Consider the following 19,053-nt stretch of genomic DNA (forward strand, 5'->3'; position numbering starts at 1 on the left):
CGCATGACGACTGTGACCTTCATGATGGCCAAGGACATCGAGAACGACCACGGCGGCGACGTGGCGCTGGCGCGGGTGATCTTTGACATCGCGGCGGACTCGTTCGACCTGCGTGCGGTGTGCCTGTCCAACCATCTCACCACCGGTGACGCTCCGCGGATCTCGGCCGACGGCAGGGTGATCCGAGTGCCGAAGCCGCCCGTTCGGCTCCCGGCGCTCGTCGGCAACAGTGTGCGGACCCGGCGCAGCGTCTGCCACACCCGGTTCGACACCGACGATCTGGTCAGAACTCTTGACGAACTCGACAGCGACGTATTTGTCGCCGAGCACTCGTACATGGCCGAGCCATACCTGCGCTCGACGCAGGTCGACCGCAGCGAACTGGTCATCAACACGGTGAACTCCGAGTCATTGGTGTGGCGACTCACGCGTGGGCTGCCCGGGACCCTCGAGGCGCCGCGCATCCTGGCCGACGAACTCCGCGTGGCCCGCCGCGCATCGGCGATCGGCACCTACGACCTCGAGGAAGCGCAGTTCTACCGAGCCCGCGGATGTTCCACCGCCCGGTGGATCGACCTGACCCTGCCGCCGGGAGAGCGGGCCGGCGGCGACGCCGAGATCCCGCGGCTCGTGTTCATGGGTACCCGGGACTGGCCGCCGAATCAGGAAGGCTTCCTGGAGATCCTGCGGCTGTGGCCGCGTATCTCCGAGGGCATCCCCGACGCCGAGCTGTGCATCATCGGTGCACCCAAGCCCCGCGCGACACCGCCGCCGTTGCCCGCGGGCGTCCGCGACATCGGCTTCGTCGAAGACCTCGACGCCTTCCTCGGCACCTGCCGTGCTCTCGTCGCGCCCATCCGGACCGGGGGCGGTGTCCGCGTGAAGCTCCTCGATGCCGCCAGCCGTGGTCTGCCAGTGGTCGGGACCACCGCGGCGATCGGGTCGCTCGAACCGGTCTTCGGACTGACCGCCTACGACGATCCCGACGAGTTCGTCGAACGTGCACGCGCATTTCTGCTCGACGCCGAGCTGGCGCGAAAAGAGGGCGCGCGGATTTTCGATGCGAACGCAGATCGCTGGGAGCGGCGTATTCCACACCGGGCCGTCGAAACACTTCTGAGTCGTGGACCGGTTCCGGTCGACCATTGACGGGTCTCCAGGTGCGATGTCCGTCAGGTGGACGACAGGCGTCTGCCCGATTTTCGCAACAGTTCGCGCCGCATACGAGAAAGTGAATCAAGCGAAATAACGAATTCCATTTCGCTGGCTTACGTGATTCCGGCGGATCAATTCGGCGATATTCATCCGGTCGCCGATTCGATACGGGTGCCCCCGAGTTGTGAGGCTTCAACCCGTCCCATAGGCTCATGGGTATCCGCGCGGCGCTGAATGGCATTCGCCCAGGACACACCGGTGTGACCGTCGTCATCCCGGCGGTCGTACGCTCGGACGATGCCACCGGAGAAAGTGATCGGCGACGACACCTCCAGGTCAGGCGGTTGCTGGAGAAGACGGTGCCGACGGACCCGGCGTGCCGGTGTGGTTACGGCCGGTTCTGGCGTACAGGTGACAGCAGTCGGACGTGACGAGGACGGCGCATGGTGAGTGGTGAGGCAGGGCGTTGAATTCCACCGTGTTGAATTCCGGCGTGTTGAATCCACTGACGACGAATGGTGCACCCGATCCCGGGACGCTGCCGCTGTTCTCTGCAATCGTGCCCATTCGTTCCATGCCTTTCTCGCGATTCGGATCCTATTTCGAGAATTCCGGATTTGCTGATTCGTTCTCGGGGAGTTGTTGGTTCGGGAGTTCGATGGAGGCGCCGCTTCCCGGGCCGGGGGGATCAGACGGTCGGCGTGCCCCATGAGTTCCTGGTCCCACGGACCGGGTGAGCGCCGGGCGGGTCGACCATGAGCGATCCGACCCCGCCGCCCGAGACTCCCACTGCCGGAATCGTCCGCCGATTCCGGCTCAATGCCGCGCAACGAGCGCTGTGGTTCACCCAGCAGGCGGCACCCGACGTGCCCATCAACATCGCGCAGTACGTCGAGATCGACGGGCCGATCGACGTCGAACTCTTCCTTCGGGTGACGAGCGAGGTGGTGCGTCGGGCCCAGTTCACGCAGATCCGTTTCGAGGACACCGACGACGGACTGGTCGGCGTCTACGATCCCTCGCTGCATTACTGGGCCGACGTCATCGATCTCCGGGATCGCCCTGACCCCCACGCGGCCGCCGAGGCGATCATGCGCGAGGACTGTGCCCGCCCACTGGATCCGCGCGTCGACCGCACCGCGCGCGGCTGCCTGTTCCGTCTCGGTGACGAGAAGTTCTACGTCTACAACCGCGGACATCACATGCTCTCCGACGGTGTGGGCGGCAAGGACCGCATGGTCGAGGCCCTCGCCGCGTACCACGCGGCGGTCACCGGCGGCGAGCTCCCGCCCGCCAAACCGGTGGACCTGGATCTGCCCGCACGCGCCGACGACGAATACCGCGCGTCGCGACGATTCGAGACAGATCGGGCTCACTGGCGACAGGCCATGGCCGGGGTGGGTATTCCCGCGTCGCTCGCCCATCGGCGCGGTGAGCCGGAGGCCGTGTCGCGGCGGGTGGTCGCCCCGGTGGACACGGAGACGATGGACGTTCTCCGGCGTGCGGCCGAGGTGGGATCGACGATCCTGCCGAACATCATCGTCGCCGCGTTCTCGGCCTACCTGGCCCGGGCCGCCGCAGACGGCGACGAGGTGATCTTCCAGTTCCCGGTGGCCGCTCGGACGACCGCAGCGCTCCGCTCGACGCCGCTGCCGGTGGCCAATGTCGTTCCCCTGCGTACCGGGGTCGTGGGGGAGGCATCGGCCGCCGAGGCGTTGTCCACCACCCAGGCGGCGCTTCTCGGTGCCCTGCGTCATCAGCGTTACCGCGGCGAGGACATCTGGGCCGATGTCGCCGCCGACGAGACCAGCGGACGGGTACGTCGGACCGCGGCGCAGGAGCGCTCGGGTCCGATGCTCAATCTGATGCTCTTCCAACGGGAATTCCCCTGCGGCGAGGCGCGCGGCACCTTCCACGTCGTCACGGTCGGTCCCGCCGAGGACCTGTCGGTCAACATCTTCCCGGTCGCCGGCGAGGAGCGGGACTCGGTGCTCATGGTCGGGGTCGAGGCCAACCCGAACCGATACGACGACGCCGAGGTCGCCGAGCATCATCGACAGTTCCTCGCGATGCTGCGAACGTTCGCCGACGCGCTGCTACACGCTCCGGACACCCGCATCGACGATCTCCCATTGGCGAATCCGGTTGCCGTGGTCAACGGCCCGGCCGTGACGTCCCGTCCGCAGACGGTCCCCGAGGCGCTCGCGTCCGTGGTTGCGCGCCATGCACATTCGCCGGTCATCGACGGGCCGCGTGTCCCTGAACTCTCGTTCGGGCAATTGCACCGGCGCGCCCTCGACCTCGCCGCGCGACTCCGTACCGCCGGTGCGGTTCCCGGCACGACGGTGGCCGTTTCGCTCCCACCGGGCGCAGACCTGCTCACCGCGTGGTGGACGGTCGCGGTGAGCGGGGCGGCCATCCTGCTGCTCGACCCGCACGCTCCGAGAGACGGCTTCTCGGACCTGATGCAGACCACGCGTCCCGTCCTCGTCATCGCCGGGTCCGAGGGAGCGGCCGCGTCGATTCCCGGTCCGCGTGTTCTGACCCTCGCCGAACTGGACCACCTGGAGGCGTCCGCGGTGCCGGTGCCCCGTCCCGCACCGGATGACATCGCCTGCCATCTCGCGATCACCGACAACGGCTCCGGCCCGGGCACACTCGCGGTGCCCCAGCGTGCGTTCACCGCTCTGCTCGCGAACGGCGTGTTCGACGCCGCGGCAACCGATCTCGAGTACGGTCGGTTGTTCTTCGGTGCGCCTGCGGCATCCTCGGCGGCCCATCTGGAGATCATCGCTGCGGCCGCGCACGGCCTCCGACTCGTGGTGCCCGGCCCCGACACCGCAGCCGTCACGCATGTGATCGCCACACCGGGAGATGTACCCGGACTCGGAGCGCAGGGGCCGATGACCTCGCTTCTGGTCGTCGGCGGGGACATCGCACCGGCGGCGTTGGTCCGTCTCGCCTTCGGTCGCGAGGTGTCCGCGCCGTACTGTCCGCGCGGTGCGTTCGGCCCGGTGACGTCGAGCCGCCGGATCGGCCGCGACGCAGCCGTCGATCACCGACTGCCCAGTGGCGCTCCGCGTCCGGCCACCGGGATCGCGATCCTCGACCGGCTGCTACGGCCGGTCCCGGTGGGGGTCACGGGTGACGTCTACGTCAGCGGCCCGCAGGTGGCGACGTCCATCGCCGGCGACGCGGTCCGTACCGCATCGGCCTTCGTGGCGTGTCCCTGGGAGCCGGACGTCACCATGCTCCACACCGGGGATCGCGGCCATTTCGACCCGGGCACGGGCATGCTGGTCGTCGACCACCACGCCGAGGATGTCGTCACTCTCGACGGTGTCCGCATCGATCTCGCGGCGCTCGACCGGGCGGCAGGGCAGGTTCCCGGGGTTGGGTACGCGGTGTCGGTGGTGGCCGAGAACGCCCTCGACATCGGCATCGTGTGCGACGCCGCCGATCCGGACCCCTCACGGGTTCGGGCCGCGGTCCGCCGGCGCGTCGACGAGGAGGTGCCGGCCTCGACCCGGCCCCGCCGCGTCGTGATCCTCGACGAGCTGCCCACGGACGCAACCGGAAACCTCGACCGGCGGGCGGCGGCGCGGCTGATCGCCGCGACACCCGAGGCGGAGACCCGCCACCGGGCGGCGGCCACCCCCACCGAGGTGGCGGTTGCCGAAGCGGTGACCGAGATACTCGGGGTCGGGAATCCGTCGATGGACGACGAGCTCGTCCGATTGGGCGCCACCTCACTGGGATTCATGCAACTCGCGACCCACCTCGGGAGCACTCTCCGCGTTGTCGTCGACATGCGCGAGCTGGCGACGGTGACGACGCTCGCCGAACTCGCGTCGGTCATCGAGGCCGCCTCCCCGAGACGGATGACATCCACCGACGGTGCCATCTCCTATCGCCCGACCCGAGCCCAGCAGGAGATCTGGCTGCTGAACCGGGCTGCCCCACGAGCGATCGTCTATCACCTGCCGGTGCGGCTCACACTCGCCGAGGAGATCACCGCCGACGCGGCGCGGGCGGCGCTGATCGACGTGGCCATCCGGCACGAGGCCTTGCGGACCGTCTACCCAGAGGTCGACGGGGGACCCGTCGCGCAGGTACGCGGTACGGTCGAATCAGCTGCTGCCGCGCCGATCACCAGTGCCACCCTGGACACCGCGGGTGTCGATCTCGCGGTGTCCGCTCCGTTCGACCTGCGCACCGAGGTCCCGTGGCGGGCGGTGCTCGACGAGACGCGGGAGGCCGTCGAGCTGGTCCTCGTCGCCCACCACATCGCCGTCGACGAGTGGTCGTTGCACATCGTGCTGGAGGATTTCGCGCATGCGGTGCGCGCACGTGCAGCCGGCGCGGATCCCGTCTGGGAGACCGAGGCGGTCGCCTTCAGTGCGGTCCTGGACGCACGAACCGCCGGATCGTCGGCGACAACTGCTGCGGCGGAGGTCTTTTGGGCCCGGTACTTGAGGGACGCGCCCGAACGTCTCGCCCTGCCCGAACCCGCGGTGAGCGATACGGCGGGCCCTGGGCTCACGGCCGGGCCGGCGGTCCACGAGAGTCGACGGGTCGACCGGGCGATCACCGAAGCCGCGTCCGCGCAGGCTCGCGAGAACAGCACCACCGTCAATACGATTCTGTGCGTGGCACTCTCGGCGGTCCTGGCCGAGTTCACCGACTCCGACGACGTCGTGATGTCGATGCCGGTGTCGGGTCGCTTCACCAGCGAGGAACTCCGCCCGGTCGGAATGTTCGTCGAGACGGTACCGGTGCGCGTGACCGGTGTCCGCGAGGCGGCTGTCGCCCACGCGCTCACGGTCACCGGGCGCGACCTCGCTACCGCTGTCTCGCTGGCGGATTCCGGGCCGACCGGGTTGTCCGACGTCATCTTCGCCTTCCACGCATCCTCACCCGATCTCATCGCGTCGACGGTCTTCGCCGGCGGCGAGACCCTGCGGACCCCCGAGGCCCGAACCCCGCTGGAGTTCACCGTGATCGACGACGGGAACGGGTTGTCGGTCTCTCTGACGGTTGCCGAGCGGCGTGTGGACGTGGCAGCGGCTCGTCGAATCCTCGACAGGTTCGTCGAGGCCGTCGCAGCCTTGGCGGCCGCGGCCCCCGACCAGACCGTCGCCGACTGCCTGTCGCCGGGAACTGTCACCGACCCGGGCACTCGCCGGACCGAGTGCATCGATCCCATACCGGCGCTCCTGCACCACGCCGACGCGCATCCCGAGGCGCCCGCGGTCATCGACGGTGACGTCACCCTCGACTACCGGACCCTCGTCGACCGGGCCCGCACACTCGCCACGCGTCTTCAGGCCTCCGGTCTGCGCCCCGGCGACCGCGTGGCCCTGCTCATGGACCGTCGCGCCGACACCGTGGTCGCGATCGTCGCGACCCTCCTGGCCGATGCGGTCTACGTCCCGATCGACCCGGACCTCCCGCAGGCGCGTGTCGACCTGATCCTGGCCGGGACCGCCCCGGCCGCGATCGTCGACAGCCGGCTCGAGGTGTCGGAGGGGCCTGGTCATCAACGCGCGCAGCCGATCCCGGGTGCCGCCTACATCATCCACACCTCCGGCTCCACCGGGTTGCCGAAGGCCGTGGTGGTGACCCGACAGAACGTGGCCGCGCTGATGGGGGCGGGGCTCGACCGCATCGACGCCTCCCCGCGAGACGTCTGGGCCTGGGTGCACTCGTACGCCTTCGACTTCTCGGTGTGGGAGATCCTCGGCGCGTTCGCCTCCGGCGGCAGCGTCGTCGTGGTCGACCGGACGACGGTCCGGGACCCGCGGGCACTAGCCGTGACGATCGAGCGGCACGGGATCACGATCCTCTCGCAGACCCCGACCGCGTTCAGCGGGATCGCCGACCTCGCAACTTTCCCTGCCTCGCCGGAGTTGTCGTCGCTGCGGACTGTGGTCTTCTCAGGAGAGGCCCTCGCGCCGGACACGTTGCGCGCGTGGGCCGCCGACCATCCCGGTGTCCGGTTGGTCAACATGTACGGCATCACCGAGACGACCGTGATGCTGACCGCTGCCGACGTCGACACCGACGACGAACGCAGCATCATCGGCACCCCGTTCGACGGCGTCGGGTGGATGGTCCTGGACCGGCGCCTGCGACCGGTGCCGACCGGTGCGTCCGGCGAGCTGTACCTCGTCGGAGAACAGGTCGCACTCGGCTACCTCAACGCTCCCGGCCTCACCGCGATAAGGTTCGTCGCCGACCCGTCTGGGAGCGGCCGACGGATGTACCGCACCGGCGACCGCGTCCGCGTGGTCGCACCCGGCCGCCTCGCCTACCTTGGTCGCAACGACGACCAGGTCCAGATCCGCGGTCACCGGGTCGAACTCGGCGAGATCGTCTCGACCCTGCGTGCCGTTTCCGGTGTGGGCGACGCACGCGTCCTGGTACGACCGGGTCGCCGGGCGGGCGATGAACAACTGCTGGCTTTCGTGACCGAGGACGGCCTCGCCGACTTCGACGTCCTCGACGACCTCGACGAGGCGGCGATCCTGACAGCCTGCGCTGCACGTCTCCCGGGGCACGCCGTGCCGGCCCGCGTCGCGATCGTCGACGGCTGGCCGATGACCCGGACCGGAAAGATCGACCGCGACAAACTCTTCGCGACCATCACCGACACCGCCCCGCCGGTCGGGCGGGTCCTCGGCCCGGTCGAGGAGACCGTGGCGTCGGCGATCCGTGCGGTCGTCGGTGAGGACGCCGGTCCTCTCGGAGCCGACACGAACTTCTTCGCTGCCGGAGGCACCTCGCTCTCGGCGGCACGCCTGGCCGCCACCCTCGCCGGGATGGGCTATCGGGTGGAGGTGGCCGACGTCTTCGAGAATCCCACCGTCGCCGAACTGGCGGCGCGGATCGCCGCTCCGGGAACCTCGCCCGTTCCGTCGCGTGCGTCCCTCCTCGCCGATGATGTCGACATCCGCGCGGATCTGCCGCTCACACCGGAACAGATGGACGTGTGGTTGCGGTGGCGGACCGAGCCCGAGTTCACCGGCTACCTCCTGCCGGTGGCCTGGCCGATCGACGCGAGCCCCGGCGATGTGCGACGCGCGGTTGCTGCGATCGTGACGCGGCACGACGCCCTGTGCACCGTATTCCCTTTGCGAGAAGGGGGCCCGGTGCAACATCGATGGGACGACGCCAGGGTGCTCGACCATCTGGAACGGGAACTCGGACCCGACGCCGGCCCGAGGCCGGACGTGACTTCCGTTCTCGCCTCGATGGCCACGCCGATCGACCTCGCCACCTCGCTTCCGTGGCGCGTACGGATCGTCGAGATCGACGGCACCACCTGGCTTCTCGGGGTGATCCACCACATCGCCGCCGACGGAGAATCCTTCGCGATCCTGGCCGGTGAACTCGACACGGCCCTCGCCGGTGCGACGCTGCCCACGAGCGGAACCGACTATCGGCGGTACTCCATGTGGCGCGCCGAGACGCTCGACGCGAGGCGCGCGGAACTCACCGCGTTCTGGCGGGACGCGTTCACCCAACCGCTCGAACAGCTGCGCCTACCGGAGATGAACCTGCAGGCGGAATCCGTTGCCCCCGCGGGGGAGACGATCGTGCACCGTGTGCAGGGCCGCCTCGATTCGGCCCTCACCGCATCGCTCGACGCGCTGACCGTGGCACGGTCGACGACACCGTTCATCGCCACTCACACCGCGCTGGCCGCGGTCCTGTCGAGGCAGTCGGGTGCCGGGGTGGTGACCGTCGGCACCGCGTTGTCCGGCCGTCTCGACCCCGGCCTCGTCGGTGTGCCCGGTTTGTTCGCGCGTGCGGTGCCGCTCCACACGCCCATCGACCCGGAACTCTCCTTCGCCGATCTGCTGGCTCGAGTGACCTCGGTGGACCTGGGCGCCTTCGCCCACGCCGACCTGCCCCTCACCGAGATCGCCGACATCGCCGACCCCGGTCGTGCCGGTGCCGGAACCCCGTTGTTCGAGGTGTCCTTCGGCGCGGTGCCGGATGCGATCGTCGAATGGGCGGAAACCGAGTCCCCGCCCGGAGGCGCGGCGTCGGGCGTCCTGGGTATACCGCTCTTCGGCATCGACGTCTCGATGTACCGGCACGACGGTGCACTCCACGTGACGATGTCCTGCACCGACGCGGTCGCCACCGCGGACCGCCTGAAAGCGCTGTGCGACCTCGTCGTCGACACCCTGCGACGCGGGGTGCTGGCCCCCGACGAGCCGGTTCTCACCCTGATGAGCCCGGCGGACGAACAGGTGATCAGCCCGGAGTTCGAACAGGAGACCTTCGACGCGCTGTTCACCTCATACGACGCCGCAACCTCGCCTGATGCTGCGATCGTCGACTTTCGCCACCGCGTACCGGGATTCGGGACCGAGGTTTCCGGCCACGACGTCGACCGACTGTCGACCCATCTGGCGCGCGTACTCATCGCACGGGGTGTCGGTGCGGGCGACGTCGTCGTCGAACTGCTCCCGAGGTCGGTGTACGGGATCATCGCGACCGCCGCGATCGCCCGTGCGGGTGCGGCTTTCGTCAACATCGACCCCGCCGACCCGGCCGAACGACGGAACCTCATCCTCGACCGATGCCGACCGGCGCTGGTGCTCTCTCTCGGTGACACCGGCACGGCTGGCATCGGCACCGGGGGAATCGATGTCGAGGTGCTCGCTCTCGACGAGGTGTTCGCCGAGCTGCCCGCGGTGGTGCCGCCCTTCGACGACGCGGAACGAGTACGGGCGGTGACGCCGGACGACGTCGCCTACATCACCTTCACCTCCGGGACGACCGGCGTGCCGAAGGGTGTCGCGGTCACCCACCGTGGTCTCGCCGGGTGGGCCGGCGACACCGCCCGACGGTTGGACCTGAACGCCGGCGACCGTGTCCTGCACACGTACGCAACCGGTTTCGACGCCCACCTGATGGGTGTTCTGCCGCCGCGGATCGCCGGCGCGACGCTGATCATGTGCCCGCCGGATGTCATCGCGGCCGACGATCTCGCCGACCTCGTCGCAGACGCCGGAGTGACCGTTCTGCTCACCACCCCCTCGGTGCTGGCCACCCTGCGGCCCGACGACCTGCCGCACGTCCGGCACGTCGCCGTGGGCGGCGAACCGCTCGGTGCGGGTCTCGTCCGCGAGTGGACCCGCACCGCGACGATCAGCAACGAATACGGTCCGACCGAGGCGACCGTCGCGGTCAGCAGTGCGCGCTACACCGGTCCCATCAAAGGCACGGTGCACATCGGGCGCCCACTCGACGGTGTGACCATGCACGTCCTCGACGCGAGGCTGCGTCCTGTTCCGGACCACACCGTGGGGGAGCTCTATCTCTCCGGGAACTGTCTGGCGCGTGGATATCTCGGCGATCCACGCACGACCGCGAACGCCTTCGTCGCCGGTCCGCACGGGGAGCGGATGTACCGCACCGGGGATCTGGTCCACCGGCGCGGCGACGGCACCTTCGTGATCCACGGCCGGACCGACGACCAGGTCAAGATCCGCGGTGTGCGCCTCGAACCCGGCGAGATCGATGCGGCGCTGTCCCGGCTGCCCGGCATCGCCACCTCCGTCACCGCGGCGCGTGCCACCGCAGCAGGGGAGAAGGTGCTGGTCTCCTGGGTGGTCGGCGAGCCCGGTGTCGAGATCCGCACCGACAACCTGGCACCGCAACTGGCACATATGCTGCCGCGCACCATGATCCCCGGAGTGTTCGTCGAGGTTCACGACCTGCCGATCGGACGCAACGGCAAGATCGACGTGACCTCCCTGCCCGCACCGGACTTCGGCGCGACCGGTGTCCGTGGTCCGGCGACGGCCGGTCGCGCCCCGGCGGGGGAGACGGAACTACTCATCGCGTCGGTGTGGGCGGAGGTCCTCGACCGCCCGATCGAGAGCTTCGACGCCGATTCGGACTTCTTCGCCGACGGCGGCACCTCCCTGTCGGCAACACAGGTCACCTCGAGGCTCTCCGCGTCCACCGGTGTCGACGTCGCGGCTCGTCTGCTGTTCGAGGCGCGGACGATGGCCGAACTCGCCCGCCGCGTCGACGACCTGGTCTCACCGACCTCCGGCCCCGTCGCGGCCCCGCTGCCGGCGCCGGCGCGACTTCCCGTTCCCGACCCGTTACCACTGGCATATCCGCAGCGGCGCATGTGGATTCACCATCACGTCGACCCGACATCGACCGCCTACCACGTTCCCGTGGTGATGCGGATCCGCGGTCGCGTCGACCTCGCCCGACTGCGCAAGGCCGTCGACGAGGTCGTGGGTGCGCACCCCGTGCTCCGCACGGTGTACCCGGATTCGCCGACCGGACCGATCCAGCGACGGATCGAACACCGAAGCCCTGTGCTGGCACACCATCTCGTGGAGGTCGGCGACGAGGACGTCGAGGCCGCGGTCCGACGGCAGGTGACGGAGTACCTGCGCACACCGTTCGACCTCGAGAACGAGCCCGGATTCCGCGCGGCGGTCTTCGCGGTGGAGACGTCTGACGACGCCATCGACGATCGCGGCCTCTACCTCGCGGCGGTTCTCCACCACATCGCCATCGACGGCTGGTCCATCCGTGTGCTGCTCGCCGACCTGATGCGGGCCTACGACGGCGAGCGACTGGCGGTGGCGGCCGACGAGGCGTTCACCTACGCCGACTTCACCCAGTGGCAGATCGAACGCCTCGGAGACGCCGCCGATCACGACAGCCTCTTCGCGCACCAGATCCGTTACTGGACAGATACTCTCGCCGATGCGCCGGAACCGCTCCGGCTGCCCGGTCATCGCGACCCCGGCGCCGCGGGCGTCACCGGTCGTATCGGTGCCTCCGTGCCGGCCCCCGCGATCCATCAGACCGCGAAGGCGTTGTCGGCCACGGTCTTCCAGGTCGCGCACGCAGCTCTCTCGGCGACCCTCGGTCAGCTGACCGGACAGTGGGATGTCCTGGTCGGCGTGCCGGTGCACGGACGCTCCGCCCCCGAATGGGAGTCGGTCGTGGGCATGTTCGTCAACACCGTCGCGCTGCGCACCCGACTCCGCCCGGACACCCCGGTTCGCGAAGCGGTGGAACAGGTCCGCGACGTCGCACTCGCAGCGCTGGCGCACAGCGACATCCCCTACGAGGATGTCGTACAGGCGGTCCGGCCCGCGGCCCGGCACGGCGGCGATCCGCTGATCTCGGTGCTGCTCGTGAGCCAGGAGGTCGTCCCGCAGGCCTCCGGCGAGGTCCCTCTGGCAGGCGCAATGGCCTCGCTGGTCACCGAGGCGACGTCGACCGTCGACGCGAAGTACGACGTCGAGGTGGTCCTCGCCGAGAGCGACGACGAACTGCATGTCACGCTGGTGCACTCCGCGCAGGTCCCGGACGAGGTGGCCCGGCTGCTGCTCGACGACTACACCACCCTGCTGCTCGGTGTGGGCGACGTCGGGCAACCGTTCCCGGTCGTCGCCTCGACCGTGGGCGCACCCGAGATCCCCACACTTGATTCCGCCGAATCCGCCCGGTACGAGCGAGAACTCGCCGATCCCGAGCTCGTCTCGCAGGTCCGCGCGATCATGGCCGAGGTGCTCGAGGTCCCGGTGGACGCGATTGCGGAATCCGCCGACTTCTTCGCTCTCGGCGGCACCTCGCTGTCGGCCACCAGGGTGACCTCGGCCCTGGGCCGCCACCTCGGTGTCCGGGTGCCGACGCGGGTGCTGTTCGAGCACCCGACACCCGCCGGCCTCGCCGTCGCGGTTCCCACGCCGGCCGTCGACGCCGTGCAAGACCTCGCCGATTCTCGTGCGGTCGACGATCCGGACGACCGGGTCACGGAGATCCCACTCGCACCGACGCAGCGCCGCATGTGGGTGGGCGCGCAGATGTTGGGCCAGGTCCCGATCTACTCGGTTCCCGTCGTCGTCGGTGTGCCGCCCGGACTCACGACGGCCGAGCTGACCGCCGCACTGGACGCCCTCGTCGACCGGCACACCGCGCTGCGCACCCGCTACCTGGCCACGCCCGACGGTCCGCGGCAGCGAGTCGTCGACGGATGGCGGCCGCCGGTACGGCACCTCGACTCGACCGCGCTCACCGGCACGGCCATCGCCGATGAGTTCTCCACTCCCTTCGATCTCGCCGGGGAACCGCCCGTGCGGGTCTGGCTGCTGACGGAGAACGGCGTCGACACCGCCCCGGTCGCGGTGGTACTCGTCGCCCACCACATCGCGATGGACGGCGAATCCGCAGCCATCGTCGAACGGGAACTCGCCGCGCTCCTGGCCGGCGAGTCCCTGGACCGGGAACCGGTCGGCTTCGACGTCCTCGCGCGCCGGATGGTCGCCGAGGAGCAGAGCTCACGCGCCGAACTGCGCGATTACTGGCGGCAGGCCCTCGATGGTTACCGCGGGGAACTCGACCTCGCCGACCACCGTCCGCCCGACCGCGATCTCCGTACCTCGGTGATCGAGTTCCCGGTCGACGAGGCCGTCGCCCGGTCCATCACGACGGCCGCCCGCCGCGCACAGGCCAGCGACTTCCAGCTCCTGCACGCCGCGACCGCACTAGCCCTCGCGGCGCAGGCCGGCGTCGACGACATCGCCGTGGCGACCCCGGCCTCGATGCGCCGCGACGCGGACAGTGCGGGCACGGTCGGCATGCTGATCTCGACGGTGGTCCTTCGTACGCGACTGACCGCCGGGATGACGGTCGGCGGCCTCATCGAGACCGTCCGCGACACGGACCTCGCCGCTCTCGACCACGCGGCGATCGCCTTCGACGACGTCGTCGCACTCGTCGATCCGCCGCGCATCCCCGGACGTCACCCGCTCGTCCAGGTCGCCTTCTCGGTGGTCGACTCCACCGGCGTCGCGCCAGGTCCCGTCACCGCGGACGCACCGCATACCGCGATGGATTCGCACAGCGAGTTCGACGTGCACATCGTCGCGGTCCGGTCCGAGGGCAACTGGCGGCTGCAGCTCCATCACGCGCGGGATCTGTTCGACGAGAGTGTGATCCGCGGACTGGGCGAGCGTCTGGTTGCGGCCGTCGCCGCGGTGACCGGCGACCCCGCACGTCGGATCGCCGCCGTCGAACCCCTCACCGCGGCCGAACGCGAATTCCTTACCGGCCGTGCGCATGCTGCCGCGCCGACCGGGACCGAACCACTGCTCGCCGACTTGTTCACCGGGACGGTGGCCACGCACTTCGATCGTCCGGCGATCACCGACGGCACGCGATCCCTCACCTACCGCGAACTCGACGCCTGGGTGTCGGAGACGGCGCGTGCCCTTCGTGCGCGCGGCCTCGACGCGGGCGACGCGGTTGCGGTGGTCGTCCCACGCTCCATCGAATCGGTGGTCGCCATCTGGGCGGTGAGCCGCATCGGCGGGGTGTGCGTCCCCGTCGACGTCACCTACCCGGCGGCGCGCATCGAGCACGTGGTCGCCGGAGCACGGGCGACGGCGATCGGTCCGGAAGACATCCCCACGCAACCGGTCGAACCCATTGCCTCGGAGCCGGTTGCACGTGTCTCACCGGACTCCCTGGCGTATGTCATCACGACATCGGGCACCACGGGCACCCCCAACATCGTCGGCGTCACCCATCGCGGCGTGCATCGTGTCGCCGGGCTCGGCGACGTGGAATCCGGCGACCGGGTGGGGATGGCGATCAGCCCCGGATTCGACGCGACGTTCCACGACCTGCTGCTGCCGCTGGCCTCGGGCGCGACGCTCGTCGTCGTCCCGCCGGAGATCGTCGGGGGACGGGACCTCGCCGGCTTCCTCGACCGCACCCGGGTCAGCGTGTTCACCGCGACCCCGTCGGTGATGCGGACCATGCAGCCGGAATCGATCTCCTCGTTGCGACTGGTCTACATCGGCGGCGAGGCGCTGCCGGCCGACCTCGCGTCGGCGTGGGCGGAGTGGGCGCAGGTCCGCAACATCTACGGTCCCACCGAGACGACGGTGACGGTGTCCACCAGCGCCTACCGTCCGGGCGAGCCCGTGCGGCTGGGGCATCCGCGGCCCGGGATCGGGGCCGAGGTCCTCGACACCCGACTGCGGCACGTACCGCCCGGCGTGGTGGGCGAACTCTACGTCAGCGGAACCGGCGTCGCCCGTGGATATCTCGGCGACCGGCCACTGACCGCCGCGACCTTCGTGGCCGGGAGTGACGGGCGTCGACGCTACCGGACGGGCGACCTCGTGCGATGGGATCGCGAGACCGGCGAGCTGATCTACGTGGGCCGCGCGGACCGTCAGATGAAGATCCGCGGACAACGCGTCGAACCCGCCGAGATCGACGCCGTTCTCCTGCGCGCCGGAGCCGATCGCTCGGTGACCGTGCTGCGGCCCGGGCCGGCCGGGCCGGCGCTCGTCTCCTACGTGGTCTCGCCGGTGTCCGTCGACCGCCTCGCCGACGTCTGCCGCGCCCTGCTGCCGCGGCACATGGTGCCCGCCCGGATCGTCGAACTGGCCGAACTGCCGCTGAGTGGCGCGGGCAAGATCGACCAGCGACGACTCCCCGAGCCGACCTGGTCGGAATCGACCCGCGAACCCGAGACCCGCACGGAGACAACCGTTCGCGACGCCTTTCGGACGGTCCTCGGCGAACACGGCGTCGGCATGGACGACGACTTCTTCGCACTGGGTGGCAACTCCCTGGCCCTGGTACAGCTGCGCGACGAACTCACCCGACGCACCTCCGTCATCGTGGACGTCGCAGACCTCTTCACCCACCGCACGCCGGCCGAGGTGGCCCGCGTCGTCGACGCCACGTCCACGGGGGAGGGCACCGGCGTCGACCATCGCGTCGTGCCGCTGTCGCGGACGGATGGCACCGAACCGGGCGTTCCGGAGTCCGGGGCCCCGACGATCTGGTGCGTGCACACCGCCACCGGGATCGTCGAACCGTTCCGGGCCTTCGGCGCGTCACTGGATTCGACTGCCGCATATGGTCTGCAGCTGCCCGAACTCGTCGTCGCCGACCGTGACCTGCCCGCAAGCCTCCCCGAGATCGCGGCCCTGCACGTCGCGGCGGTTCGCAGCCGCCAGCCGTCCGGGCCCTACCGTCTCGTCGGCTGGTCGCTCGGTGGTGTCATCGCGCACGAGATGAGCCGGCAACTCATCGAGGCCGGCGAGCAGGTCGACGTGCTGATGGTGCTCGACTCCCGACCTCCCGGCGACCTGCACGAGGGGGCCGACGAGGAGCTGCTCGGCGAGGATCATCCGCTCCGAGCCGCGGCCGAGCGCCACGACCCGCAAGCACTACGGCGGTTCGAGGATCGCTCCCGGACCCTCGCCGCCGCGGTGCGGTCCTACGAACTTGGTCCGGTGCCCGTGGGTAAGGTCATCTACGTTGCCGCCGAGGACAATCCGGACACCGAGAGCTGGGCACGGGCCGTCCGGCCCGATGCCGGAACACAGACTCCGGCGGTGGAAGTGATCCCCGCCGGAGCGGCACACGCGCGATTGGGCGACCCCGACGTGATGCGTCGGCTGGCCAGGAGAATCGAGGAGGAATGGTGACCGGATCCGAGCGGGACGAGGCATCGACAGGATTGTCGATCCTGTTCGTCTGCACCGGCAACATCTGCCGCTCGCCGATCGGCGAACGCGTGCTGACCGGACTGGCCGACCGCATGCGGGCCGACGGGGCGGATCTCGCCGTCACGTCGAGCAGTGCCGGCACCGGCGCGCTCAACGGTCAGCCGATCCACCCGCACTCCGCCGCGGTTCTCGCCGAACACGGCTACGACGCATCGGGTTTCGAATCCCGATACCTGCGTCCGCCCATGCTGACGCAGGCCGACCTCGTGCTGTGCATGAGCCGCGAGCACCGTGCGGCCGCCCAGCAGATGGCGCCCGCCCGCTGGAAGCGCGTGTTCACCCTCACCGAGTTCGCCTCCCTCGCGGAGACCGGGACCCCGGCGGAGAACGGCACCCTCGCCGCGATCATGGGCGGGCGGGGACGCATCGATCCCAACTCGCCGCTCCTCGACATCGTCGACCCGATGGGCCGTCCGCGTGAGGACTTCGACCGCGTGTTCGGCGAGATCGAGCCGAAGGTCGAGACCGTGGCGAAGTGGCTGGCGGCACAACACCTCACCGAGACGACAGGGGAGACCCGATGATCCGCCGTATCGCCGGAAACCGGGCGGTCCAGGTTCTCGCCCTGATCGTGGTGCTCCTCGCCGCGGTCGTCGTCTGGCTCGCGTACTCGGCACTGAAGGTGAAGGGCGACCTCGAGTCGGTCCGATCCGACGCCTCGCAGGCCCGGACCCTGATGCTCGACGGCGATCAGGCCGGCGCCTCGCAGGCCGCCGCTGCGGCCGCCGACAGCGCTCGGGCCGCCTCCGACCGGTCCCACGGCATCGTATGGTCGGCGGTGGCCGCGATCCCGGGGATCGGATCGCCGTTGAAGTCGGTGCAGCAGATGAGCGACGCCGTCGAGGCGCTGTCCGCCGACGTGCTCCTCCCGGCCGCGGACCTCGCCGGCGTACTGAACCCGGATCAGCTCCGGACCGGGAACACGGTGAATCTCAAGCTGTTACGTGAGGCGCAGCCCGACCTCGCCAAGGTCGCCGAACGCTCGACCGAGGTGGCCGACGAGGTCGCGTCGATCAACCCGGGCTGGCTCGGCGTCGTCGCCGATGCGAGAACCCAACTCGCCGAGCAGGTGGACGCGGCCGAGTCCACCCTGGTCGCCACCGACATCGCCGCCCAGCTGATCCCGCCGATGCTGGGCTCCTCGGGGCCGCGCAACTACTTCATGGCCTTCCAGACACCGTCGGAGTCCCGCGGAACCGGCGGGCTCGTCGGCGGTTTCGGGCTGCTCAACGCGACCGGCGGACGGGTGACGGTTCCCGAACTGGGTGCCAACTCGGAGTTCCGCGACCCGGCGACGCCGAAGATCAACCTGGGCCCCGAGTACGACGCGATCTACTCGTATTACAAGCCCTACACCGACTTCCGGAACGGGAACCTCAGCGCTCATTTCCCCGATGCGGCGAAGATCTGGCTGGCCAACTGGCGGGCCCAGACCGGCCAGAAGCTCGACGGTGCCATCGCCCTCGACCCGATCGCGCTGAAGTACATCCTCGAGGTCGTCGGACCGGTGACGTTGCCCGGCGGGGAGAAGATCACCGCCGACAACGTCGTACCCATCACGCTGTCGACCTCGTACCAGCGGTTCGCCGACGACAACGAGGCCCGAAAGGCGTACCTGCAGTCCATCTCCCAGGCTGTGGTGAAGAAATTGATCAGCTCGGGCGGGAGCACCCGGGACCTGCTCGAGGCGCTCGGACGCGGCGTCCACGAGCGCCGGATCATGGTCTACAGCACCACGCCCGCCGAACAGGAGATCCTCGAGACCACCAAGCTCGGGCATCAGATCTCCGACACCGACTCGCCGTATCTGCAGGTGGCGATCGGCAATGCGTCGGGCAGCAAGCTCGACTACTACCTCCGTCGCGAGATCGACTACACCTCAGGCGATTGCAGCGGCGACACCCGAGAGAGCACGATCACGGTCACGCTGACCAACACCCTCGACGAGACCGCCGGACTCACCGACTACGTCGCCGGTGGCCTCGGCACCGAACTGGCCGTGGACAAGGGCACGAACCTCGCCAACGTGGAGTTCCTCGCCACCAAGGGTGCGGTGCTCAAGGAGATGACCCTCGGCGACGCCGGTGCCTTCTACGTCGAACAGACCCTGCACGGGCGGCCCTACTACTCGACCCGGGTCGGTATCGCCCCGGGACAGAGCACCACGATCACGTTGAAGATCGACGAGCCGACCGCGGCGACGGGCGAAGCCGAGGTCCCGGTGCAGCCGCTGGTCGACGACCCCACCGTCACGGTCGACGTGCCCGCCTGCGGGCCGCGGGAGTGACCGTGCCCGCGTGCGGGCCGC

4 protein-coding genes are annotated in these 19,053 nt (G+C 69.8%); all 4 read left to right on the forward strand.

Annotated elements, in window-relative coordinates; translation table 11 throughout:
* Positions 1 to 3 precede the first annotated feature (3 nt).
* The 4 genes from M1L58_RS05620 (at position 4) to M1L58_RS05635 (ending at position 19,032) form a co-directional block, all read left to right on the forward strand.
* Positions 4 to 1,149, forward strand: coding sequence for a glycosyltransferase (locus tag M1L58_RS05620; RefSeq protein ID WP_248658145.1), 1,146 nt, complete (start codon positions 4 to 6; stop codon positions 1,147 to 1,149).
* Positions 1,150 to 1,910: 761 nt separating this feature from the next.
* Positions 1,911 to 16,664 carry a non-ribosomal peptide synthetase gene (locus M1L58_RS05625; protein ID WP_248658146.1) on the forward strand — a complete coding sequence of 4,918 codons (14,754 nt, stop codon included), beginning with the start codon at positions 1,911 to 1,913 and terminating at the stop codon, positions 16,662 to 16,664.
* Positions 16,658 to 17,269 carry a low molecular weight protein-tyrosine-phosphatase gene (locus M1L58_RS05630; RefSeq protein ID WP_006865249.1) on the forward strand — a complete coding sequence of 204 codons (612 nt, stop codon included), beginning with the start codon at positions 16,658 to 16,660 and terminating at the stop codon, positions 17,267 to 17,269. Before M1L58_RS05625 ends, M1L58_RS05630 begins: the two co-directional genes overlap by 7 nt.
* On the forward strand, positions 17,266 to 19,032 hold the full coding sequence (locus M1L58_RS05635; protein WP_248658147.1) for a DUF4012 domain-containing protein: 1,767 nt from the start codon (positions 17,266 to 17,268) through the stop codon (positions 19,030 to 19,032). The genes M1L58_RS05630 and M1L58_RS05635 overlap by 4 nt, the downstream gene beginning before the upstream one ends.
* The last annotated feature ends 21 nt before the right edge of the window (positions 19,033 to 19,053 follow it).

This window comes from Gordonia sp. C13 (genome assembly GCF_023218005.1).
GTDB lineage: Bacteria > Actinomycetota > Actinomycetes > Mycobacteriales > Mycobacteriaceae > Gordonia > Gordonia namibiensis.